26 protein-coding genes are annotated in these 22,133 nt (G+C 71.8%); 23 read left to right on the forward strand and 3 right to left on the reverse strand.

The genetic code is table 11. The annotated features are described in order from the left end of the window. Positions 1-4: 4 nt before the first annotated feature. From LV79_RS29240 to LV79_RS29280, 9 genes are all read left to right on the forward strand, one after another. The gene (locus LV79_RS29240; RefSeq protein ID WP_253841507.1) at positions 5-1,006 is read left to right on the forward strand and encodes a beta-ketoacyl-ACP synthase III; all 1,002 of its coding nucleotides are present in this window, start codon (positions 5-7) and stop codon (positions 1,004-1,006) included. A 46-nt stretch (positions 1,007-1,052) separates the two neighbouring features. Next, positions 1,053-1,298: an acyl carrier protein gene (locus LV79_RS29245; RefSeq protein ID WP_253841508.1), complete on the forward strand. Its 246-nt coding sequence runs from the start codon at positions 1,053-1,055 to the stop codon at positions 1,296-1,298. Further along, positions 1,295-2,005 (forward strand): HAD family hydrolase, encoded by a 711-nt coding sequence (locus LV79_RS29250; protein WP_253841509.1) that lies wholly within the window; start codon positions 1,295-1,297, stop codon positions 2,003-2,005. Before LV79_RS29245 ends, LV79_RS29250 begins: the two co-directional genes overlap by 4 nt. Continuing rightward, positions 1,990-2,946: an NADP-dependent oxidoreductase gene (locus LV79_RS29255; RefSeq protein WP_253841510.1), complete on the forward strand. Its 957-nt coding sequence runs from the start codon at positions 1,990-1,992 to the stop codon at positions 2,944-2,946. Before LV79_RS29250 ends, LV79_RS29255 begins: the two co-directional genes overlap by 16 nt. Positions 2,947-3,104: 158 nt before the next feature. After that, positions 3,105-4,637: an MFS transporter gene (locus tag LV79_RS29260; RefSeq protein WP_253841511.1), complete on the forward strand. Its 1,533-nt coding sequence runs from the start codon at positions 3,105-3,107 to the stop codon at positions 4,635-4,637. 24 nt (positions 4,638-4,661) lie between these two features. Next, positions 4,662-6,179 (forward strand): FAD-dependent monooxygenase, encoded by a 1,518-nt coding sequence (locus LV79_RS29265; protein ID WP_253841512.1) that lies wholly within the window; start codon positions 4,662-4,664, stop codon positions 6,177-6,179. A gap of 30 nt (positions 6,180-6,209) precedes the next feature. Beyond that, positions 6,210-6,611, forward strand: a complete 402-nt coding sequence (locus LV79_RS29270; protein ID WP_253841513.1) for a nuclear transport factor 2 family protein — start codon at positions 6,210-6,212, stop codon at positions 6,609-6,611. Between the two features lie 55 nt (positions 6,612-6,666). Further along, entirely contained in the window at positions 6,667-6,897 is a 231-nt protein-coding gene (locus LV79_RS29275) for a papain-like cysteine protease family protein (RefSeq protein WP_253841514.1), read from the forward strand. Positions 6,898-6,903: 6 nt separating this feature from the next. Next, positions 6,904-7,374: a hypothetical protein gene (locus LV79_RS29280; protein WP_253841515.1), complete on the forward strand. Its 471-nt coding sequence runs from the start codon at positions 6,904-6,906 to the stop codon at positions 7,372-7,374. Here LV79_RS29280 and LV79_RS29285 read toward each other — a convergent pair. Beyond that, a complete protein-coding gene (locus tag LV79_RS29285) occupies positions 7,371-8,234 on the reverse strand; it encodes a helix-turn-helix transcriptional regulator (protein ID WP_253841516.1) in 864 nt (287 codons plus the stop codon). The genes LV79_RS29280 and LV79_RS29285 overlap by 4 nt on opposite strands. Before the next feature lie 135 nt (positions 8,235-8,369). Here LV79_RS29285 and LV79_RS29290 point away from each other — a divergent pair, with 135 nt between their 5' ends. After that, a complete protein-coding gene (locus LV79_RS29290) occupies positions 8,370-9,116 on the forward strand; it encodes a dienelactone hydrolase family protein (RefSeq protein ID WP_253841517.1) in 747 nt (248 codons plus the stop codon). Beyond that, positions 9,116-9,520, forward strand: a complete 405-nt coding sequence (locus LV79_RS29295) for a carboxymuconolactone decarboxylase family protein (RefSeq protein WP_253841518.1) — start codon at positions 9,116-9,118, stop codon at positions 9,518-9,520. Before LV79_RS29290 ends, LV79_RS29295 begins: the two co-directional genes overlap by 1 nt. A gap of 89 nt (positions 9,521-9,609) precedes the next feature. On the opposite strand, the gene LV79_RS29300 is transcribed toward LV79_RS29295, so the two are convergent. Further along, on the reverse strand, positions 9,610-9,930 hold the full coding sequence (locus tag LV79_RS29300; protein WP_253841519.1) for a hypothetical protein: 321 nt from the start codon (positions 9,928-9,930) through the stop codon (positions 9,610-9,612). 105 nt (positions 9,931-10,035) lie between these two features. Further along, positions 10,036-10,506 carry a hypothetical protein gene (locus tag LV79_RS29305; protein ID WP_253841520.1) on the reverse strand — a complete coding sequence of 157 codons (471 nt, stop codon included), beginning with the start codon at positions 10,504-10,506 and terminating at the stop codon, positions 10,036-10,038. A gap of 518 nt (positions 10,507-11,024) precedes the next feature. Between LV79_RS29305 and LV79_RS29310 the strand changes: the two genes are divergently transcribed. The 12 genes from LV79_RS29310 (at position 11,025) to LV79_RS29365 (ending at position 21,736) form a co-directional block, all read left to right on the forward strand. Continuing rightward, positions 11,025-11,690: a fasciclin domain-containing protein gene (locus LV79_RS29310; RefSeq protein ID WP_253841521.1), complete on the forward strand. Its 666-nt coding sequence runs from the start codon at positions 11,025-11,027 to the stop codon at positions 11,688-11,690. A 348-nt stretch (positions 11,691-12,038) separates the two neighbouring features. Continuing rightward, on the forward strand, positions 12,039-12,419 hold the full coding sequence (locus tag LV79_RS29315; RefSeq protein ID WP_253841522.1) for a response regulator transcription factor: 381 nt from the start codon (positions 12,039-12,041) through the stop codon (positions 12,417-12,419). Beyond that, entirely contained in the window at positions 12,419-14,554 is a 2,136-nt protein-coding gene (locus tag LV79_RS29320; RefSeq protein WP_253841523.1) for a sensor histidine kinase, read from the forward strand. The genes LV79_RS29315 and LV79_RS29320 overlap by 1 nt, the downstream gene beginning before the upstream one ends. A gap of 290 nt (positions 14,555-14,844) precedes the next feature. Beyond that, entirely contained in the window at positions 14,845-15,234 is a 390-nt protein-coding gene (locus LV79_RS29325) for a hypothetical protein (RefSeq protein ID WP_253841524.1), read from the forward strand. A gap of 310 nt (positions 15,235-15,544) precedes the next feature. After that, positions 15,545-16,315, forward strand: coding sequence for an amino acid ABC transporter permease (locus LV79_RS29330; RefSeq protein WP_253841525.1), 771 nt, complete (start codon positions 15,545-15,547; stop codon positions 16,313-16,315). Beyond that, positions 16,315-17,139 carry an amino acid ABC transporter ATP-binding protein gene (locus tag LV79_RS29335; RefSeq protein WP_253841526.1) on the forward strand — a complete coding sequence of 275 codons (825 nt, stop codon included), beginning with the start codon at positions 16,315-16,317 and terminating at the stop codon, positions 17,137-17,139. Before LV79_RS29330 ends, LV79_RS29335 begins: the two co-directional genes overlap by 1 nt. Next, positions 17,132-18,022, forward strand: coding sequence for a transporter substrate-binding domain-containing protein (locus tag LV79_RS29340; RefSeq protein ID WP_253841527.1), 891 nt, complete (start codon positions 17,132-17,134; stop codon positions 18,020-18,022). Before LV79_RS29335 ends, LV79_RS29340 begins: the two co-directional genes overlap by 8 nt. A 14-nt stretch (positions 18,023-18,036) precedes the next feature. Beyond that, the gene (locus LV79_RS29345) at positions 18,037-18,909 is read left to right on the forward strand and encodes a helix-turn-helix domain-containing protein (RefSeq protein WP_253841528.1); all 873 of its coding nucleotides are present in this window, start codon (positions 18,037-18,039) and stop codon (positions 18,907-18,909) included. A gap of 63 nt (positions 18,910-18,972) precedes the next feature. Continuing rightward, positions 18,973-19,410 carry a cupin domain-containing protein gene (locus tag LV79_RS29350; protein WP_253841529.1) on the forward strand — a complete coding sequence of 146 codons (438 nt, stop codon included), beginning with the start codon at positions 18,973-18,975 and terminating at the stop codon, positions 19,408-19,410. Continuing rightward, the gene (locus LV79_RS29355; RefSeq protein WP_253841530.1) at positions 19,407-19,733 is read left to right on the forward strand and encodes a helix-turn-helix domain-containing protein; all 327 of its coding nucleotides are present in this window, start codon (positions 19,407-19,409) and stop codon (positions 19,731-19,733) included. Before LV79_RS29350 ends, LV79_RS29355 begins: the two co-directional genes overlap by 4 nt. A gap of 222 nt (positions 19,734-19,955) precedes the next feature. Beyond that, positions 19,956-20,801: an MEDS and STAS domain-containing protein gene (locus LV79_RS34685; RefSeq protein ID WP_253841531.1), complete on the forward strand. Its 846-nt coding sequence runs from the start codon at positions 19,956-19,958 to the stop codon at positions 20,799-20,801. Then, complete coding sequence (locus LV79_RS29365) at positions 20,798-21,736, forward strand: anti-sigma factor RsbA family regulatory protein (RefSeq protein WP_253841532.1); 939 nt, start codon at positions 20,798-20,800, stop codon at positions 21,734-21,736. Before LV79_RS34685 ends, LV79_RS29365 begins: the two co-directional genes overlap by 4 nt. Positions 21,737-22,133 lie beyond the last annotated feature (397 nt).

Consider the following 22,133-nt stretch of genomic DNA (forward strand, 5'->3'; position numbering starts at 1 on the left):
AGCGATGGGACGCGCCGCGGTGTTGGCGGGTGTGGGGTCGGCGGTGCCGGACCGGGTCGTCACCAACGACATGTACGCCGCCAGGATGGACACCACCGACGAGTGGATCAGGACGCGGACCGGCATCCGCGAGCGCAGGCACCTCGAGCGCGGCTCGGCGACCAGCGACCTGGCCGCCGAGGCGGGCAGGCGGGCGCTGAAGTCGGCGGGCGTCGGCGCGGTCGACGCGGTCGTGCTGGCCACCACGACCCCGGACCACCCGTGCCCGGCGACCGCGCCGACCGTGGCCGCGGCGCTGGGCCTGGGCACCGTCCCGGCCTACGACGTCGGCGCGGTGTGCTCCGGGTTCCTCTACGCCCTGGCCAGCGGGGCGGGCCTGATCGCGCTGGGCACGGCCGAGCGGGTGCTGGTGATCGGCGCCGAGGCGTTCACCACGATCATCGACCAGTCCGACCGGGGCACCGCGCCGATCTTCGGTGACGGGGCGGGCGCGGTGGTGCTCAGCGCGGGCGACCAGTCGCAACCCGGCGCGCTGCTGGCCTTCGACCTGGGCAGCGACGGCGACCTGGCCGACCTGATCATCATCCCCGGCGGCGGGTCCCGGCAGCGCGCCTCCGGGCTGCCCGCCGCGCCGGGCGACGAGTACATGGCGATGCACGGCCGGGAGGTGTTCCGGCACGCGGTGCTGCGGATGACCGAGTCCTCCCGCACCGTGCTGGCCCGCACCGGCTGGGACGTCGGCTCGCTCGACTGGCTGGTCGGGCACCAGGCCAACGTGCGCATCCTGCGCGCGGTGGCCGACCACCTGGGGCTGGCCCAGGAGCGGGCGTTCGTCAACGTCGACCGCTACGGCAACACCGCCGCCGCGTCGATCCCGCTCGCCCTCGACGACGCGGCGACCACCGGGTTGATCACGCCGGGCGACCGGATCGTGCTCACCGCCTTCGGTGGCGGCGCCACCTGGGGCGCGATCGCCCTGGAGTGGCCGAACCTCGCGGTGGCCTGAGCCCGGCGCGGTCCACATCAGACAACACGAAGCAGGGAGATATCTCGTGAACACCACGATCAACGAGCGCGTCCTGGCACTGGTCGCGGACAAGGCCGAGGTGCCGCCCGCGCGGCTGAGCCTGGACAGCACCCTGGAGGACATCGGGCTGGACTCGCTGCACCTCATGGAGATCGCGCTGTGGGCGCAGAAGGAGTACGGGGTGGTCATCGCCGAGGGCGAGCTGCACCACGAGCAGACCCTGGCCGAGGCCCTCGCGCTGCTCGACGCCCGCACCGGCGCCACCGCGTGACCCACCGGCGGGCCGCGTTCTTCGACGTCGACGGGACGCTGATCACGATCACCAGCATCTTCCGGTTCCTCGCCTTCGACACCGCCGAGCGCGGCCTGCCGGACTCCGTCCACACCGGACACCTGGCCGAGCTGGCGCGGGTCAAGGCGGCGGGGGCGAACCGGGAGACGGCCAACCGGGCGTTCTACCGGGCCTTCGCCGGTCGTCCCGCCGCCGACCTGGCCGCCGCCGGAGAGCGGTGGTTCACCGCCGAGTACGCCAAGGGCGGGCTGTTCGACCCGCGGGTGCTGACCATGCTTCGCGCGCACCGGGCCGCAGGCGACCACGTCGTGCTGCTGTCCGGGTCGTTCCCGCCGTGCCTGACCCCGATCGCCCGGTTCGCCTGCGCGGACGTCGTGCTGTGCACCGAGCCGGAGGTCGTGGCGGGCGAGCTCACCGGCGCGGTCGGGACCCCGATGGTCGGCGCGAACAAGGCCATGGCCGTGCGCGAGTTCGCCGCCGCGCGGGGGATCGACCTGACCGACTGCTTCGCCTACGGCGACGACCACTCCGACCTGCCGGTGCTCGAACTGGCCGGGTGCCCGGTGGCGGTCGGCGACGAGCCGGTGCTGCGCGCGCACGCCGAGCGGGCCGGGTGGCGCCGCATCCCTCCCCTCGCCGGGGAGGACTCCGAGCAACGAGAGGAAGTCCCATGTCCGAGCAGATGACCGTCATGCAGACGGTGGCCGCCGGTGGTCCGGAGGTGCTGGTGCCCGCCACCGTGCCGCGCCCGGTGCCGCTGCCCACCGAGGTGCTGGTGCGGGTGCACGCGGCCGGGGTGAACCCGGTCGACTGGAAGATCCGCGCCGGGGTCTTCCCGCCCGGCGGGTTGGGCGCGCACCCGTTCACCCAGGGCTGGGACGTGGCGGGCGTGGTCGAGTCCGGCCCGCGCGTCACCCGCTTCCAGCCCGGCGACGAGGTGTTCGGCCTGCTGTGGTTCCCCCGCCAGGCGGGCGGCTACGGCGAGTACGTGACCGCACCCGCCCGGCAGTTCGCCCGCAAACCCGCGTCGCTGTCCTTCGCCGAGGCCGCCGCGCTGCCGATGGCCGGGCTGACCGCCTGGCAGACCCTGGTGGATGTCGCGGGGGTCGGGGCGGGCACCCGCGTCCTGGTCACCGCCGCCGCCGGTGGGGTCGGGCACCTGGCCTGCCAGATCGCCAAGCACCGGGGCGCGGTCGTCACCGGAACCGCCAGTGCGCCCAAGCACGAGTTCCTCGCGGGCCTCGGGGTCGACAACGCCGTCGACTACACCAAGGTCGACGTCAGCACCACCGTCCGCGACCAAGACGTCGTCCTCGACCTCCTCGGCGGCGACCACACCCTCGGCCTGCTCGACACCCTCCGCCCGGGCGGTCTCCTGGTGCTCACCATCGGCCAGGTCAGCCCGGAGGTCACCCGCGCCGCCGAGGCGCGCGGCGTCCGGGTGACCCCGTTCCTGGTCGAACCGGACTCCACCGGCCTGGCCGCGGTGGCCGACCTCGTGGACCGGGAAGCCGTGCGGGTGCACGTGGAACACATCCTGCCCCTGGCGGAAGCGGGCAAGGCCCACGAGATCGGCGCGGCCAACCGCACCACCGGCAAGATCGTCCTCGCCGTCACCGGCACCTGACCCGGTGTGAGTCCACTGTGGTCACCGTGGGCGCCGCCCACTCCATGAGTCGGGTGCGATAGGCCCATCGAGCGGGTGTCGTGGGTGTGCGCGGGCACCGCGTCGCCTCGTTGATCGTGTTCGCCGTGATCCCCTCTGTCGCAAGGAGTTCTGCTGTCGTGTCCGCCACCCTCCCCCCGGTCGAGCGCCGTGCCACGGCGACGATCACCCTGATCGCGGTCTGCGTCGCGTGCGGGTTGCTGCCCGCGTCGCTGACCGGGACGTCGATCGCGTTGCCCGACATCGGGTCCGACCTCGGTGCTGACCTGGTCAGCGTGCAGTGGGTCGTCAACGCCTACAACCTCGCGTTCGCGTCGGTGATGCTCGCCGCCGGGGCGTTGGCCGACCTGCTGGGCCGCAAGCGGATGTTCACCATCGGGCTGCTGGCCTTCCTGCTGTGCACCGCGGGCGTCGGCGCGGTGTCCGACATCGTGCTGGTCGACCTGTTGCGCGCCTTGGCCGGTGTCGGCGCGGCCATGGTGCTGACGTCGGCGTCGGCGTTGCTGGCGCAGGCTTTCGACGGTCCGGCCCGGCTCAAGGCGTTCGGGTTGCTCGGGTCGTCGTTCGGCCTGGGGCTGGCGCTCGGGCCGTCGACGTCCGGGATGCTGGTGTCGCTGTGGGGGTGGCGCGCGGTGTTCTTCGCGCACGCCCTCATCGCCGCGGCCGTCCTGTTGGCACTGCCCGCGTTGCGCGAGTCGCGTGACCCGGACGCCACCGGTGTCGACTGGCCGGGCACCACGACCTTCAGCGGCGCCTTGGTCGCGTTGACCCTGGCCCTTGTCGAAGGCCCGCAGCGCGGCTGGGGCGACGCGCTGGTCCTCGCGCTGTTCGCCGGGTTCGTCGTGCTGATCGTCGCGTTCGTGGCGGTCGAGCGCAGGCAGGCTCGGCCGATGTTCGATCTGGGGCTGTTCCGGCAGCCCAGGTTCGTCGCGGTGTGCCTGATGCCGGTGCTGCTGGCCTTCGGGTTCGTCTGCCTGCTGGTGTTCCTGCCGTCGTTCTTCATCGGCATCACCGGCATGGGTGCCAAGCAGGCGGGCCTGACCATGCTCCTGCTGACCGTGCCGGTGCTGGTGTTCCCGGTCGTCGCGGGCACGCTCGCCAAGACCATCCCGGCCAGGGTGCTGCTGGGGGTGAGCCTGCTGCTGGTGGCCGTGGGCGCCGCCTGGCTGACCGTGATCGACCGGGCCGCGGGCGCGGGCACGCTGATCGGGCCGCTGCTGGTGATCGGCACCGGCGTCGGCATCTCCTTCGGCCTGCTCGACGGCGCCGCGATCGGCAGCGTCGACCCGGCGCGCGCGGGCATGGCGGCGGGCATGTTCAACACCATGCGGCTCACCGGTGAGGCCGTTGCCATCGCGGGCATGGGCTCGCTGCTGGTGAGCCTCACCCGGGGCGGTCTCGGCGGCCTGACCGACTACCCCGACGCGGGCGCGGTCGGCGAGGTGGCCAACAAGGTCGCCCAGGGCGAGATCGCGGCGGTCGCAGCCCGGGTGGGGGAGACCCACCGCGCCGCGTTCGTCGACTTCGTCTCCGGCTCCTACACCAGCGCGTTCCACACCGTGCTGTGGATCCTCGCCGCGGTCTGCGCACTGGGCGCGCCGGTGATCGCGGTGATGTTGCGCGACCGCCCCGCTGTGCCCGTCCACGCCTGATCCCCTTCACTGGAGGCGAAACCCATGTCAGAGACATCCCCGGTCCTGGTGGTCGGCGCGGGCCCGGTCGGGCTCACCGCCGCCGCCGAACTCGCCCGCCGCGGCGTGCCGGTGCGGCTGGTCGACCGGGCCGCCGAACCGAGCCCGTTGACCAAGGCGCTGATGGTCTGGCCACGCACCCTGGAGGTGTTCCGGCTGCTCGGCGGGTCCGGGCACCTGGACACCTACGGGCTGCCGGTCCAGGCCTTCCGCTACTACTCCGAGAGCCGCGAGGTCTGCGCGCTCGCCTTCGACGCCGAGACCAAGCCCTCGGTGGTGACCCAGCCGGACGTGGAGGCGTTGCTGCGCAAGGCACTCGCCGACGCGGGCGGGGTGATCGAGTGGGAGACCGCGGTGACCGCCGTGCGCCACGACGGCACCGGGGTCGAGGCCGCCATCGCCGCTCCGGACGGCACCGAGACCGTCGAGCGGTTCTCCTACCTCATCGGCGCGGACGGCGCGAGCAGCCTGGTGCGCAAGCAGATCGGGCTGGAGTTCCACGGCGCCACGTACCCCAACGTGTTCATCCTCGCCGACGTCAGCCTGGACGGCGACCTGCAGCGCGACGCGGTGCACTACTACTGCTCCAGCAAGGGCATCATGGTGCTCATCCCGCTCTACAACGGGCGGTTCCGGGTGTTCACCGCCGGACCGCCGGGGATGAAGCCGGAGGAGCTGACCGAGCAGGTCCTCCAGGACTACGTCGACCTGCGCGGCCCCGGTGGTCTGCGCACCCACGACGTGTCCTGGAAGACGACCTTCAGCATCCACGCCAGGCACACCGAGCGGCTGCGCGTCGGCCGGGTGTTCCTCGCGGGCGACTCCGCGCACGTCCACAGCCCGGCGGGCGGTCAGGGCCTCAACACCGGGGTCACCGACGCGCACAACCTGGCGTGGAAGCTCGCCCTGGTCCACCAGGGCAAGGCCGACCCGGTGCTGCTCGACACCTACGAGGTCGAACGCCGGTCGGTGGCCGCCGCCGTGGTGCGCCAGGCCGACGTGCAGACCAAGGCGTGGATGTTGAAGAAGAAGTGGCAGATCCGGTCCCGGGACGTGGCCGCCGGGCTGGCCGAGAAGCTGGGCCTGTTCGACCGGTACTACTCGCCGTGGCTGGCCGGGTTGACCAACCACTACCCGGAGAACCCGGCGGTGACCGGACCGGTGGCCAAGCGGGCGGGCACCAAGCGCGACCGGCTGCTCAGCGGGTACCTGGCACCGGAGCCGCTGCGGGCCGTGCTGCCGATCGACCGCTACACCCTGGTGGTGCACGGTTCCACGAACACCGCCGACCAGCTCGCCGCCCGCCATCCCGACCTGGTCACCGTGCGCGAGATCAGCGAGGCGGGCGTGGTCGACGACGCCGAGGGCACGCCGGTGACCATCGGTTGGCGCCCACGTCGTCCGATGGCCGCCCTCGTGCGCCCGGACGGGTATGTCGCCGCCGTGGACAAGACACCGGACCTGCCCGCCCTGCGCGCGCACCTCGCTGCGCTCCACGGCTGAGTTTACCGTTACCCGTTAAGGAGAATCGCATTGTCCACTCGCGACACCGAAGCCACGATCACCGAGTTCTTCACCCGCTTCGGCGCCGGTGACCGGCCCGGCATGTTGGAACTGTTCGCCGACGGCGCCGAACTCGCCGTCGCGGGCGCCGACACCGTGCCGTGGACCGGCAGCCGCGTCGAGGCCGCCGCCATCGACGAGTTCCTCCGCATCGCCCTGGAGGACGTCAACACCGAGGTCTTCGACATCGACCGGATCGTGGTGGACGGCGCCGACGGGGTCGTGCTCGGCTCGTTGGCGCACCGGATCACCGCGACCGACAAGGTGTTCGCCAGCGCGTTCGCCCTGCACGTGCGGGTGGTCGACGGGCTTATCACCAGTTACCGGATGTTCGAGGACAGCCACGCCGCGGCGGTCTCCTGGGCCGGGTGAAATCGGCGATAACGGTCACCCGCTGCCCTTTGTGGGCGCGGGTGACCGTTTCGCTGTGGGCGGTCGGCGGTTAGCCGTCGTGGCCGGGTTCGCCACGGTGATCTCGTGGTCCTCCGGCGGCGCGCACGCCGAGGTGATCTACGGCTACGACGCGACCAACGGCACCATCAGCGTCGGCGACCCGTGGGCCAGCTACAACCGGTACTGGACCTCGTCGTACAACAACTACCTGTACAACAACCAGTTCGCCTGGACCGACTCGGTCTCCGGGATCCGGAGGGCCTGACCGCCGATGCCCCGGCCCACCCGGTTCCGACTGTCCACTGTGGCCCTCGTCGTCGCCGCGCTCGCCCTGTCGGCTCCGCAGGCCCACGCGGACCCGGTGCGCCGCGCCGAAGTGGTCCCGCTACCGCGCACGGCCCTCGCCGCCGCGGTAGCCGCGGCCACCACGCCGCAGGCGATCAGCATCGCCAGGACCAACTTCAAGCAGGGCGGTCAGCCGGAGCCCGCGACGATCACCGTCGCGGGCTCCGGCCTCCCGGTCTACACCCTCGCCCCCGACTTCGTCCGCGGCGACCCAGCCGCCGCCCCCGGCCGCTTCGCCTACGTCGCCGTGGTCGCCACCGCCGACGACGGCCGCCAAGCCACCATGGCCGCAGTCGCCCTCACTGCCGTAACCGTGGCCTGGCGCCGCACCCGCTCATCGGTCAGCACAGTGCGGCGCCGTGCCCAGGGCGCCGATGCCGATGGCGAACAGGGCTAGGCGGTTGGTTCCTCTACGGCGTCGTGGAGGGGTGGGGTGCTCCACATGGCCAGGAGGGAGAGGGCCTGCTCGGCGGGACTGGCGGGTTCGGGGGAGAAGGTCACCAGCCGTTGGTCGGATTCGCCGGGGAGGTCGAAGTTCTCGAAGCGGAGGGTGAGTTCGCCGACGACCGGGTGGCGGAAGCGCTTGGTGCCGTGGGTGCGCTGCTTGACGTCCCGGCCCGCCCACAGGGTGCGGAACAGGTCGCTCTTCATGGTCAGTTCGCCGAGCAGGGTGGCCAGGGCCTCGTCGTGGGTGTGGCGGCCCGCGGCCAAGCGGAGGGTGCCCGCGGTGGCCCGGCAGACGTCCTGCCAGTCGACGAAGCGCTCCTGGCTGTTCGGGTCGAGGAAGCCGAAGCGGGCCAGGTTGCGCTGGCGGGGGGACGCGGCGGCGAAGTCGAAGAACAGCTGCCCGGCGAGGTGGTTCCAGGCGAGCACGTCCAGCCGGTGGTTGATCACCAGGGCGGGCACCCGGTCCAGGAACGACAGCAGCTGCGCCAGCTCCGGCCGGGCCCGCTCGGTCCGCGGACCCCGGGTCGCCGCCGGGCGGGGCCGGACCAGCTCGTCGAGGTAGCGGCGCTCCACGTCGTCGAGGGTCAGCGCGCGGGCCAGCGCCTCCAGCACCGACTCCGACGGCCTGCTGGCGCGCCCCTGCTCCAGCCGCACGTAGTACTCGACGCTGATCCCCGCCAGGGACGCGACCTCCTCGCGCCGCAGCCCCGCGACCCGGCGCCTGGCGTGCACGGCGATGCCGACGTCGGCCGGGTCCACTCGGGCGCGCCGGGACTTGAGGAACCGGCCGAGCTCGTTGCGATCGTCCACGCCCCGAGTGTGCCCGAGACCGCCGGTGCGCAGCGTGGTCCTGTCGGTACCAGTAACACCAGGGGCCTGGTTGCCACCCTCAGCGGCGGTCACTGTGGGCCCGGTCAGCTCCTGACCACCTGAAAGGTTCGCGCGATGTGCCACAGCACCGACAGCAGGCCCCCCGCTCTCGACAACCCCGGTGAGGTCGCCGAGGAGGGTCTGCTCGAGCTGACCTCCGCGGACGGCACCGCGTTCTCGGCGTTCCGGTCGATCCCGGCCGAGCCCAACGGGGTCAACATCGTGATCCTGCCCGACATCCGCGGCACCCACCCGTACTACCAGGCGCTGGCCAACCGGTTCGCGCAGGCGGGCTACACCACCGCGGCGATCGACTACTACGGCCGCACCGCGGGCCCGGGCGTGCGCGACGACAAGTTCGAGTGGCAGCCGCTGCTCCCGCAGGTCAAGCCCGAGGAGGTCGCCGCCGACGTGCGCGCCGCGGCCACCTACCTCGAGCAGCACAACACCGGTCCGGTCTTCACCGTCGGGTTCTGCTTCGGCGGCGGCCAGTCGTGGCGCCTGTCCGCCGGTGCCCTCGGCGTCACCGGCGTGATCGGCTTCTACGGCCTGCCCAGGCTGGTCAACGACGTCGTCGACGACATCTCCGCGCCGCTGCTGCTCCTGCTCGCGGGCGAGGACGTGGCGACCTCGCAGGAGGAGTTCCAGGAGTTCGCGGGCAAGCTCGACGCCGCGGGCAAGGACTACGACCTGCACGTCTACGAGGGCGCGCCGCACTCCTTCTTCGACGCCAGCTACGCGGAGTGGCAGGAGGCCTGCGACGACGCGTGGGAGCGCGTGGTCGGGTTCATCCAGAAGCACACCGCGCCCGTCGCGGTCTGATGCCGACCGAGCGCTTCCGCCGCGGCGCCGCCCGGCTGGCCGAGATGGGCGGCGACATCGACGCCATCGTCGCCCCGCTCGCCGACGTCGCCCCGGACCTGGCCCGGTTGGTCGGCGAGTTCGCCTTCGGCGACCTCTACACCCGGCCCGGCCTCGACCTGCCGCACCGGCAGCTGGTGACGATCGCGTCGCTGGTCACCCTGGGCGACACCGAGCGGCAGCTGCGCTTCCACATCACCGCCGCGCTCGCGGTCGGCGTGACCCCGCAGCAGGTGGTGGAGACGATCATCCACCTGCTCGCGTTCGCCGGGAACCCGCGGGTGTTCAACGCGGTGCTGGTGGCCAAGGCCGTCTTCGCCGAGCACGGCCTGCTGCCGCTGCCCGCCGCCGACCAGCCCGGCTGAGGGACCTCCCCCCGACGCCGGTACCGGCGTCCGGTGGGCGAGGTGGGCCGCCCCGAACCCCCACCTCGCCCACCGTCGGGTCGCCGTGCCTAGCGGCGGGTCCGCACGAACACCACCGCGGTGACCTTCGCGATGTCCCGGCCCTTGCGGGGCGGCAGCACCAGCGCGGACTTCCCGGTGCAGTCGGTCGAGTTGTAGAGGACGGCTTGGCGGTCGGTGCGGTTCTCCACCCGGCGGACGGTGGAGCCCAGCGGGTAGCAGGTGTTGTCACGCGGGTCCACGACGCCCGCGCCGCCGTCGTCGTCGTAGAAGGTGAACGTTCCCCGGGCGGCCGCCGCCGGGGTCACGAGCTGGCAGGCCAGCACGCAGGCCATCGCCATGCCGAGCGCGATTCGGGTCGCTGATCTCATGGGTTCCTCTCGTCGGTGCGGATATCAGGGCGGCCTTGGACCCCGGCGGTCTCGACCTCGGTGACAAGCAGGGGCGCGATCAGGGACGGCGCCGACCCGACCGGCTCAGACCCACGGTGTGCGCACGGCGTAGGCGACGGTGGGGTAGATCTCCACAAGCTCCCAGACCGGTGTCTTGCTGAGCCCGCGCAGTGCCGCCACCTGCCTGGCCACCACCCGCAGGCACGTCGACGGCCGCCCCCGGTGGTAGGCCGACAGCAGCGCGTCCGCGATGCCCTTGCCCGCGGTGCGCAGACCGAACAGGTCCGCAACGAGCAGCGGGGGCCGCGTGTCCACCGCCGCGGTCAGCGCCGCGCCGAACTCCTGCGCCGCGTTGTGGTCGGGCAAACCGGTCACCCGCACGACGACCGCACCGGTGTCGAGCGTGGTCGAGCTGATCCGGTAGGCGTTGGGGCTCGGTCGGGGGATGCGGCCACCCGGCTTGGCGCGCTCGTGCACGAGCGGGTCGACGTGGCTGGGCCCGGTGCTGGTGAACTCGGGTCTGGCGACCTCGTCCGCGGTCCGCTCCATGCTCACCTCAGGTCCTGGTCCGGCGCGGGTGGGCGGTGGTCTCCGCCTTGTCGGCCGGAGGCGTGCGGGTCATGGTCATGAGGATGCGGTCGTCGATCGAATTCCTCAGCACGATCGCCGGGGTTTGCCCGCGAATCGCCCTCTTCGGGTGATGTTGGTCGAGACCCCTTGCGCGCGGCCGCGATCATCGAATTCGCCTAGAGCCGAAAGGGAATCGCGTTCCGCGCCGCCCGGGCCAGATCGTCCACTGTGGACAAACAAGCGCCCGTCCTGGTGCCGGGTCGGATCGCGCCAGGTCAGCGGGCGCGCGCGCCGGTCCGACCCCCTTCTGTCGACCCGGCTCACCGGGATCCGAGAAATTTCTTGGAACCCGACCAATCCGCCGCCCACCCCGGCCGCGAATCGCCTATCGAGACCGAAGCCAGTCCCACCGGGACCCGCTCCCACAGTCCTCTAGCGATTCGACCGCTGTCGACATCGCCATGGAGCGACTTCGACATCCCCCACACTGGAGTGCACGCGCCATGCAGAACAAGCTTCGTACCGCCGTCGTCATCACCGGGATCAGCGCCCTCGCGCTGGTGGCCTCCGCCTGCGGGAACAGCGACACCGCGGCAACTGGCTCGAACTCGTCGGCGACGACCACCACCACCGCGGCCCCGATGACCACCACCAAGCCCGCCATGGCCGACCCCGCCGCGGGCCTGGTCGGCGCCGGGTGCGCCGACTACGCCAAGGCCGTGCCCAGCGGCGCGGGCTCCGTCTCGGGCATGGCCGCCGACCCGGTCGCCGTCGCCGCGAGCAACAACCCGCTGCTGACCACCCTGGTCGCCGCCGTCTCCGGCAAGCTCAACCCCAAGGTGAACCTGGTCGACACGCTCAACGGCAGCGAGTTCACCGTCTTCGCCCCGGTCGACGACGCGTTCAAGAAGATCGACGCCGCCACCATCGAGAAGCTCAAGACCGATGACGCGCTGCTGACCAAGATCCTGACCTACCACGTGGTCGCGGGCCAGAAGTCGCCCGACGCCATCGTCGGCTCCCAGACCACCGTGGAGAAGGGCGCCGTCGAGGTCACCGGCTCCGGCAACAACCTCAAGGTCAACGACGCCAACGTCATCTGCGGCGGCGTGAAGACCGCGAACGCCACCGTCTACCTCATCGACTCCGTGCTGATGCCCAAGAGTTGATCCCGACCGGGCTGACGCGCTGTCCCGGCCCCTGGACCGGCTGCGGGACAACGTGAACGCTCTGGGCCGTGCCTGCTGGCTTCCCCGTCGCAGCAGGCACGGCCCGTTTGGCGTTTCGCTGCCCTGGCGCGTGATCGTGGGCGCGGCGGCCCGGCGCGCGCGTCGGGTTCGGCCGCTCCCAGCCGGAGTCGAACACCGTCCACACGTGATCGTCGACCTGGTCCGGTCATGATCGGATCGCGCGGGTCGCCGGTGCGTGGTGGAGTGGGGTGGCCGGGGATCACGCGGGGATCACGCCAGTGGTCCCCAGTGGTACCGGGGCAGGGGAGTTCGGGGTGGGGAGGCGCCGTGGCCCGCGTGCTGGTCGTGGAGGACGACACCGACGTCCGTGATCTCATCGCGCAGTGGTTGCGCGAGGACGGCCACGAGGTGCTGGCCGTCGAGAGCGGGGTGCTGGCGCTGGCCGCCGTCGAGCGCGACGGCCTGCCGCACGCGGTGGTGCTGGACGTGGCCATGCCGGGGATGGACGGGGTCGACCTGCTGCACCGGCTCAGGGAGCTCGACGAGCGGCTGCCCGCCATCTTCCTCAGCGTGCTGTGGTCGGGCGCCGACGTCGAGCGGATGCGCGCGGCGCGGGCGGTCTACGTGGGCAAGCCCTCCAGCGGTGAGCGGCTGCGGGCCGCGGTGCGGGAGCTGCTCGCGGACGGGAACGCGGAGGGGTTGGTCTAGTGCGCATCACCAGGGCTGTGCCGCGGCCGAGGAGACCGGAGCCCGACGAGCCACCGGGCTCGGTGTTGTCCTACCCGCTGGCGCGCACGGCGGCGTTCACCGCGCTCTACGTCGTGGCGACGCTGGCGGGCAGGCTGACCGTGCTCGACCAGATGAGCCTGAGCCTGGTGTGGCCCGCGGCGGGGGTCGCGGTCATGTGGTTCTGCGCGCAGCGCGGCGTCGCCGACCTGCGGGTCGACGTGGTGGCCTTCTCGGCGACCACGGTCGTGGTCAACATGCTCACCAACGCCAGTGCGGGGCAGGCGGTGGTGTTCGTCGTCTCGAACCTGGCCCAGGTGTCGGTGTTCGTCGTGCTGATCTCGCGCTGGCGGCCGCTGCTGTGGTCGCTGCGGCCCGAGGGCGGTCTGCAGGGCCCGCGCGACCTGTGGCGGGTGCTCGCCGCCGCCTACCTGGCCGCGTCCACCGGGGCCGTCGTGGGCACCTCCGGGCTGTGGCTGGCCACGGGGCACTTCTCGCTGATCACCGTCGCGGTGTGGATGGCCCGCAACTTCGCGGGCGTGCTGGTGGTGGGCATGACCGGGTTGTGCGTGGCCCGCACCGTGGCGACCCGCTGGGCGGCCAGGCGCGACCCGGCGACACCCTGCGGCGGCGCCGCGGTCCCGGCCGAGTGCGCCCTGGTGATCCTCTGCTCGGTCGGCGCGTACGCGGTGGGCTTCGGTACCACCCACGGGCTGCCGGTGGCCTCGACGCTGATCGCGCTGACGGTGTGGGCGGCGGTCCGGCTGCCCACCACGTTCGTGGCACTGCACACCCTGTCCGTGGCCGTCGTCGCGGTGGTGTTCACACTGAACGGTGACGGGCCGTTCGCGGCCGTGGAGTCCACCGCGGTGCGTGCGCTCGTCGTGCAGCTGTTCGTGACCGTCGTGGCGGTCATCGGGTTCGCGCTGGCGCTGAGCCGCGACGAGCGCGACACCCTGGTCCACCAGCTCGCCCAGGAGAAGGACGCCGCGGGCCGCCGGGCCGCGCTCAAGCGGGCCATCATCGACTCCATGGCCGACGGCCTGTCCGTGGTGGACGCCGAGGGCCGGATCACGTTGCGCAACCCGGCCGCGCTGCGGCTGCTCGGCGGCCGGATAAGCCCGGACGACACGGTGGTCGACAGCGGCCACTACGGCTTCTTCCACCTCGACGGCACCCCGCTGACCGCCGCCGAGATGCCGCACGTGCGCTTGGCCTCGGGGGAGCAGATCGAGCCGGTCGACGTGCTGGTCCGCAACCCCGGCGTGCCGGACGGGCGGATCATCAACGTCCGCACCACCGCGCTGCCCGACGACCACGGCGGGCACAACGCCGTCGTGCTGTTCCACGACGTCACCGCCGAGCGCCGCCACCGCGACGAGCTCGCCGCGTTCGCCGGGGTGGTCGCGCACGACCTGCTCAACCCGCTGACCGCCGCCGAGGGCTGGACCGACGACGCGGACGAGGCGCTGCAGGACGCGCCGAACAGCCCGATGGTCGACCGCGCCCGCCAGGGCCTGGTCCGGGTCAAGCGCTCCACCGGCCGGATGCGCGGGCTCATCAACGACCTGCTCGCCTACACCACCGCCCGCGACGCGGCCATCGCCCCGACCAGGGTGGAGCTGGCCGACCTGGTCACCGACATCGCCGCCGCCCGCTCCGACAGCGCGGCCGCCGCGGGCCTGCCGGTGCCGGTGTTCACCATCGGCGCGCTGCCCGTGGTGACCGCCGACGCGGTGCTCGTGCGGCAGCTGGTGGACAACATCGTCGGCAACGCGGTCAAGTACACCGCGCCCGGCACCACCGCCCACGTGGCCATCAGCGGCGACCAGCGCGGCGACCTGGTGCAGGTGACGGTGACCGACAACGGCATCGGCATCCCGGCGGGCCAACACGAGATCATCTTCGACAACTTCCACCGCGCGCACCGGCACACCACGCACCAGGGCACCGGCCTCGGCCTGGCCATCTGCAAGCGCATCGTCGAACGGCACGGCGGCACCATCACCGCCACCGACAACCCCGACGGCGGCTCCCGCTTCACCTTCACCCTCCCCGCCGCCTGGTCCCCCGCCGACGCCCGCGACGGCCTGAACCACCCGGTGGCGCACCGCTAGTCCGGTGTGGATGCCCGCTGTGGATGCCCGCTGTGGATGCCCGCTGTGGTAACGCTTGGTGTGGATTTCGTGGGGCAACTGGCAGTGAAGGGCGATCTCGGATCCCCGTGTGGGTGGCGGTGACCCACGCAGTGTCATGAGAGCTCGGTCGTCCCTATCGGACTGATTACCCCGATCCGTTGGTGGGCAAGGATCTCTGCGGGGCTGAACGGTTGCGGGCCGGGTGCGGACCGAGAGCTGTCCGGGTAGTTCCCATGCGGCCGCCGCCGTCGCCGGGCAAGGATGAGTCCATGACCCCGAGCACCGAGGAGCGCACCATGAACACCACCACCGCCACCATGGACACCGCCACCATGACCGCCACCGCCGCGCCGGTCTGGATCGAGGCCCGGGTCGACATGACCGAGGACGACGTGATGGCCACCCTGTTCGACGTCTCCGAGGGCGCCGTCCTGTTCCACACCGGTGACTCCGACAGCCTGACCGGCTTCGGCTGGGCGCACTACGACGGCACCCCGGCGGGCTCGCTCCCGCTGTGGCAGTCCGACATCCTCGCCGCCCTGCTGCGCCGCCACCTCATCGCCATCGCCCCCAGCGACACCACCATCCGCGCCATCCACCTCACCGACAAGGGCGCCGAGCTCTTCTACGGCGTCACGGACATGCCCATCGCCGCCTGACCACCGCTATCCACTGTGGACTCGGCAGCCGGATAGCACGGGTTGGTCGAGTGCCGCTCCCGCCAAGGGAGCACCAGATCGCCGACCCGCGCGCAGCGGGTCCACGTCCCAGCTCCCGCTGACGAGGCCGCGCCCCCAGTGCCGGGGAGCGCCACCCCGCACCCCGCGCCACGTGACTCTCCGTGGCCGCGCGGACCGGTCGGGGAGTTGGCAGGGAGAGTCAAGAATCCGACCCCGCTCCGGCCTAGCGTCCTTCGCACCCGGCTGGAGGGGGAGGATGGTGCTGGACACACCGCACACACTGGAAGTGGTGCGCCGCAGGGGGTTCGCGGCGCGGTGGGGCGTCGGGGCGGTGCTCGTGGCCGCGGTCGGGTGGTTGGCGGTCACGGTCGCGACCAGCCCGAACCTGGACTGGGTGGTCATCGGCGACTACTTCCTGTCGACCCCGATCATGGCCGGTGTCGGCACCACGCTCGTGCTCACCTTCGCCACGCTCGGCATCGGGCTGGTGCTCGGCGCGGTGCTGGCGATGATGAGCCAGTCGCGCAACCCGGTCGCCGGGGTGGCCGCGTCCGGCTACATCTGGTTCTTCCGCGGTGTGCCCCTCGTGGTGCAGATCGTGTTCTGGTTCAACCTGTCCCTGCTGTTCCCCAGCCTCGGGTTCGCCGAGACGAACGCGGTGATCACCCCGTTCCTCGCCGCCATGCTGGGCCTCGGCCTGCACGAGGCCGCCTACCTCGCCGAGATCATCCGCGGCGGTTTCCTCGCGGTGCCCCGGGGTCAGGTCGACGCCGCGCTCACCATCGGCATGACCAGGGCGCGGGCCACCAGGCTGATCGTGCTGCCCCAGTCGATCCGGGTCATCCTGCCCGCCCTGGGCAACCAGTTCGTGCTGATCCTCAAGGGGACCTCGCTGGTCTCGGTGATCGGCGGCGGCGACCTGATGACCAGGGCGCAGCAGGTCTACGGGCAGAACTACCAGGTCATCGCGCTGCTGCTGGTGGCGACCGGGTGGTACCTGGTCCTGGTCACCCTCGCGGGCATCGGCCAGCGCTTCCTCGAGCGATGGGCGGCGGCGTGATGAGCAGCGCGGTATCCGGTGATGGCTCGACCACCAGGGGCGGACTGCGGCTGCGCGGGCTGCGCAAGTCCTTCGGCGGGCTGGAGGTGCTGCGCGGCGTCGACCTGGACGTGGCACCGGGCGAGGTCGTGTGCGTGATCGGCCCGTCCGGCAGCGGCAAGAGCACCCTGCTGCGCTGCGCCAACCACCTCGAGCCGCTCGACGCCGGGTTCGTCCAGGTCGACGACGTGCTCGTGGGCTACGAGCAGCGCGACGGGCGGCTCTACGAGAGCAGCGAGAAGGACATCGCCCGCGCCCGGCTGCGGATGGGCATGGTGTTCCAGCAGTTCAACCTGTTCAGCCACCTGACCGCGCTGCGCAACATCACCCTCGGCCCGGTCCGGGTGCTGCGCCGCGACCCGGCGGAGGTCGAGCGGGAGGCGCGCGACCTGCTGGCCAGGGTCGGACTCGCCGACCACGCCGACAAGCTGCCCGGCCAGCTCTCCGGCGGTCAGCAGCAGCGGGTGGCGATCGCCCGCGCGCTGGCCATGAATCCGTCGGTGCTGCTGTTCGACGAGCCGACCAGCGCGCTGGACCCCGAACTGGTCGGCGAGGTCCTGGCCGTCATGCGCGGGCTGGCCGCGGGCGGCATGACCATGGTGGTGGTCACCCACGAGATCGGCTTCGCCGCCGACGTGGCCGACACCGTGGTGTTCATGGACGACGGCGTGGTGGTCGAGTCCGGCCCCGCCGACCGGGTGCTGCGCTTCCCCGACTCCCCGCGGACGGCGGCCTTCCTCGCCCACGTCCACCGACACCCCGACAAGGAGACCGATCATGCGTAGACGTATGGCCGTCCTAGCCGCCGCCCTGCTCCTCGCCGGGTGCGGTGACCCCGGCGCGGCGAAGCAGCCCGCTGCCCCCGCCGAGTCCGGCTTACCGGGCAAGGACCAGAAGCTGCACGACATGCTCCCGCAGCGGATCAAGGACGCGGGCAAGCTGCACGTCGGTACCACCTTGCCGAACCTGCCTTACCTGCTCACCGACGCGAGCAACAACATCACCGGCGGTATCACCCCGGACGTCGGCAAGGCGGTCGCGGCCAAGCTGGGGCTGGGCTACGAGATCGAGAACATCGCCTGGGAGGCCCTGCTGCCCGGGGTGGCCGCGGGCCGCTTCGACATGGCCGACGACGGCCTGTCCGACACCGAGGAGCGCCAGCGCGTGGGTGTGTTCGTCGACTACATGCAGTCGGCGAGCGTGCTGGTCACCGCGAAGGCGAACGAGGGCAAGTACACCTCCGTCGACGACGCGTGCGGCAAGCGGATCGCCACCATCCGCGGCACCACCGACGTCCAGCACGCCGAGGAGATCTCCCAGGCGTGCGCGGGCAAGGGCAAGCCGGGCGCGGAGGTCCGCCAGTTCCCGACCGCCCAGGACGCCGACCTGGCGCTGCGCTCCGGGCAGGCCGACTTCCAGGTCGCGGTGACCGAGCAGGCCAAGTACGCCATCAGCACCCAGGGCGCGCCGATCGTGATCGTCTCGCAGGACTTCGCGCCCACCTACGTCGGCATGTACCTGCGCAAGGACGACACCCAGCTGGCCGAGGCGCTGCTCGCGGCGCTCAAGGCGCTCAAGTCCGACGGGACGCTGGACCGGATCATCGGCCACTATGGACTGACCGCGCTGCCCGAGCCGGGCATCAACCTGGCGACCAAGGGCGGCTGAGCCCAGGAGGCGCGATGGCCAGGTCGAGCACCCCGCCACTGCCGCTGCACGAGATCGAGGTCCCGGTGCCCAGCGGCCTGTCGCCGTTCGCCATCGGGACCTTCGACGAGATCGGGTCCTTCACCAGGGCGCGGTTCCCGCACCGGCACGACTTCTACGAGGTCCTGTACCTGACCGGCGGCGGCGGTGTGCACGTCGTCGACTTCGAGCCCTACGACATCGAGCCGAACTCGGTGTACGTGCTCGCCCCCGGCCAGGTGCACTTCTGGCAGGACACCGAGCAGATCCGCGGCCGGGTGCTGGTCTTCGCCGAGGAGTTCCTGCTCGCGCACCCCGGCGGGCTGCTGCCCGCGCCGGGCGGCAGCCCGCTGGTGCGGCTGCGCGGCGACCAGGTCGGCCTGGTCGACGGGATACTCGACGACATCGACCGCGAGTACCGGGCCAGGGAACCCGGCTACGCCACCATGCTCCAGGCGCACCTGCACATCCTGCTCGTGCACATCCAGCGGCTGCGGCGCGCGCACCCGAGCGTGCCGGTGTCGTCGTCGCTGGTCTGGCGGTTCACCCGGCTCGTGGCCAAGCACGTGCTCACCGAGCGGTCCGTTGGCGCCTACGCCGAGCGGATCGGGGTCACCGCCGGTCACCTCACCGACCTCGTGCGCGCCGCCCTGGGCACGACCCCGGGTGCGGTGATCCGGGCCGCGCTGGCCCTGGAGGCCAAGCGGCTGCTGGCCCAGACCGACCTGACCGTGGTCCAGATCGCCCACCGGCTCGCCTTCGACGACCCGTCGTACTTCGGGCGGTTCTTCAAGCGCGAGACCGGCGCGAGCCCGGGGGACTTCCGCCGGGACATCCGCGAAAAGTACCAGATCGCCCGAGAGCGCTGACTGTCAGCGCGAGCGCCCGGTTCGTACCTTCGATAGGACAGCGAAGCGAAGGGAACCGTTGACATGGCAGGGAAATTCGAGAAGTACATCGTTCGGAACATGGTCCGCGAGGAGCTGCCGAACGAGGGCGTGCTTGCCTACGGCGAGGTCGAGGGCGGTACCAGCGGCGCGCACGCCCTCATCAGCGGCTGGCAGGTGCCGGGCTGCCAGGTGCACATCGCCTACAGCTGGATCTACGAGGTCCCCACCCCGAACCCGTACGTGCTCGAGCACACCCACGAGTACGACGAGGTCCTGCTGTGGATGGGCTCGAACCCCAAGGACATCAACGACCTCGGCGCCGTCGCGGAGCTCACCATCGAGGGCGAGGTCTACGAGATCTCCACCAGCGCGTCGGTCTACATCCCGGCGGGCGTGCGGCACTGCCCGCTCGGCTACAAGAGCGTCGACCGCCCGTTCCAGTTCATCGCGCTGTCGCTGCACCCGGAGTACAAGTCGTGACGCCCGCGACCCTGCTGCACGACATCCGCGAGTTCATCGACGCCCGGCTCTCCGACCCGGACCTGACCCCGGCCGAGGTCGCCGCCGCCAACCACGTCTCGACCCGGCAGCTCTACCGCCTGTTCGAGAGCGAGGGCACCACGGTCGCCAAGTGGATCCGCGACCGCCGCCTGGAACGCTGCCGCGCCGACCTCCTCGCCCACGACCGGGTCAGCACCATCAGCGCCCGCTGGGGCCTCCCCGACTCCTCCTACTTCAGCCGAGCCTTCCGCGAGCGCTACGGCTGCGCCCCCCGCGACTACCGCCGAACCGGCGTGGCCTGACCCGGCCACGCCACCACCGCAGGCCGCCGAGCACCTGTCATGCAGGGACAGCCCTCGGCGGCCTGCGGCCGTGCCCGCCCGGATTGCCCTGCCTGCGTTGCGCCATCAGGGTGATCGCGGGTGGTGGCCGGAAACGAAGCCTTTGTGGACGGACGGTCACCGTCGGCGACGAGGCGTGGCGGACGGTGCTCCGGGCGAGGGAGGTGCCGTACAGTCCTTGGCGTGAGCCATGCGGCTGGGCGGAGTGACGGGACCACGGCGAGTGGCCCCGGTCACCTCTGTTGGGCGTTCGCCGAAGCGGGGGAGTTCGTCACCGGGGCGAAGCGGTTCCTCGTCGAAGGCGTGGCGCAGGGCAAGCGCGTCTGCGTGACGGCGCCCGGGGACGTGGCGGACCTCGCCCGCCGCTTCGCCGACCTGCCGGACTTCGACAACCTGCGCGACCGGGGCGCGGTGCGGTTCAAGTCGCTCGACGGGCTCTACGGCACCGACGCGGTGGTCGACGCGGCCGAGCAGGTCCGCACCTACGCCGCCGAGACCGAGGAGGCCGTCGCGGCGGGGTTCGCGGGCTTCCGGGTGGCCGCCGAGGTGACCAACCTCGTGCGCACCCCCGCCCAGCTCGACGCCTTCGCCGGGTACGAGCACGCCGTCGACCGCTACATGGCCGCGTACCCCTTCGAGGCCCTGTGCGCCTACAACGTCCCGGTCCTGGGCACCGCAGCCGTCGACAAGCTCGCCAGCATGCACCCGCGCGGCAACGTCGAGGGTGTCCCGTTCCACCTGCACGGCTGGGGCCAGGCGGGCGCGGTGGCGCTGGAGGGCGAACTGGACCTGCGCGCGCACGACCTGTTCCCCTGGGCACTCGACCGCGCCGCGCCGCAGTGGGGACCGGGCGAGGTGGTGCTCGACGCGCGCGAGCTGACCTTCATCGACCACCGGGGGCTGCTGCGGCTGGCCGAGCAGGCCGACCGCCGGGGGATCACCATCGTGCTGCGCACCCGCCGGTTCAGCGCGGCCAGGATGGTCGACATCCTGGGCATCGCGGGGGTGCGGGTGGAGCAGGTGGCATGAGCGGCACCCCCGACCACGTCGCGCTGTGCTACGCCGACGACACCGAACTCCTCGGCTGCGGCGTCCCCTTCCTCACCGACGGCCTCGACCGCGGCGACGCCGTACTGCTCGCCCTCGACCCACCGCGCGCCGAACTCGTGCTGGCCGCCGTCAACCGCCCGGACAAGGTCACCGTCGTCTCGACCAACCTCCAGTACGTCCGCCCCGCGGTCGCCATCAAGTCCTACAGCGAGATGTTCGCCCAACTGATCGATGGCGGCGCCAGCGCGGTCCGCCTCTTGGGCGAGATCCCGGAGTTGGCGCTATCGACGGCGTGGGACGTATGGGCGCGGTACGAGGCGGCTGTCACTTACGCGTACGACCGGTTCCCGCTGTTGAGCATGTGCGCCTACGACACCCGGACGACGCCTGCGTGGGTCTTGGAGGACGTCGCTAAGACCCACTCGCTGGTCGCGCACCCCGGGCAGGGCAACCTGGACAACCCCGGATACGTGCAGCCGCTGTCGTTCCTGGCCACCACCCGCCCGGTCGTGCCGTACCCCATCCAGGCCGGTCCACCAGCCATCGAACTGGTCGACCCGACCCCCGCCGAGGCCCGCACCGCCGTCACCACCCTGGCCGCCGCGTCCCTGCGCCCCGACGACCTGGACGACCTGGTCGTGTCGGTGAGCGAGGTCGTCTCCAACGCCATCAAGTACGGCAAGCCCCCCGTCACCCTGACCCTGTGGCCCGGCCCCCACCACGCCGTCGTCACGATCCACGACAACGGCCCAGGCCCCACCGACCCCTTCGCAGGCCTCATCCCCACCCCCACCCCCACCGGCGGCGGCTACGGCCTCTGGATCGCCCACCAACTCTGCCACCACGTAGCCCTAACCCGAACCCCCACCAGCTACACCACCCGCCTAACCATGGGCGACCCCCACCACCCCTAACCCCCACCCCCGCTCGGCTACCACCCGCGCGACCCCCCACGCCCAGCCCCACCCATCACCTACGACTGGCGAGAACCCAACAACGTCGGTCTCTAACCGCCCGCCGACAACGTTGGCCCCCAAGCACCCGCCGACAACGCTGGCCCCACTCACCCGCCGACGACGTTGCCCACCACCGCTCCACGAAGGCGCTGGTGCCAGGCCGGCTCACGGCCGACAAGATCAACCCGCCCAAAAGTCCCCTGAATACACAGCCTACCCAAGGGAACACAAGCCCAGAGAGGCTGAAGTTCGACCCTGTGGACAACTAGAACCCATGTGGACAACCCACCTCACAGTCCTCAATGGACACCCAACTGCCAACCCCAAACGCGCCGAGGCCGTCCAGCCCCGGCGC

This window comes from Actinokineospora globicatena (assembly GCF_024171945.1).
Classification (GTDB): domain Bacteria; phylum Actinomycetota; class Actinomycetes; order Mycobacteriales; family Pseudonocardiaceae; genus Actinokineospora; species Actinokineospora globicatena.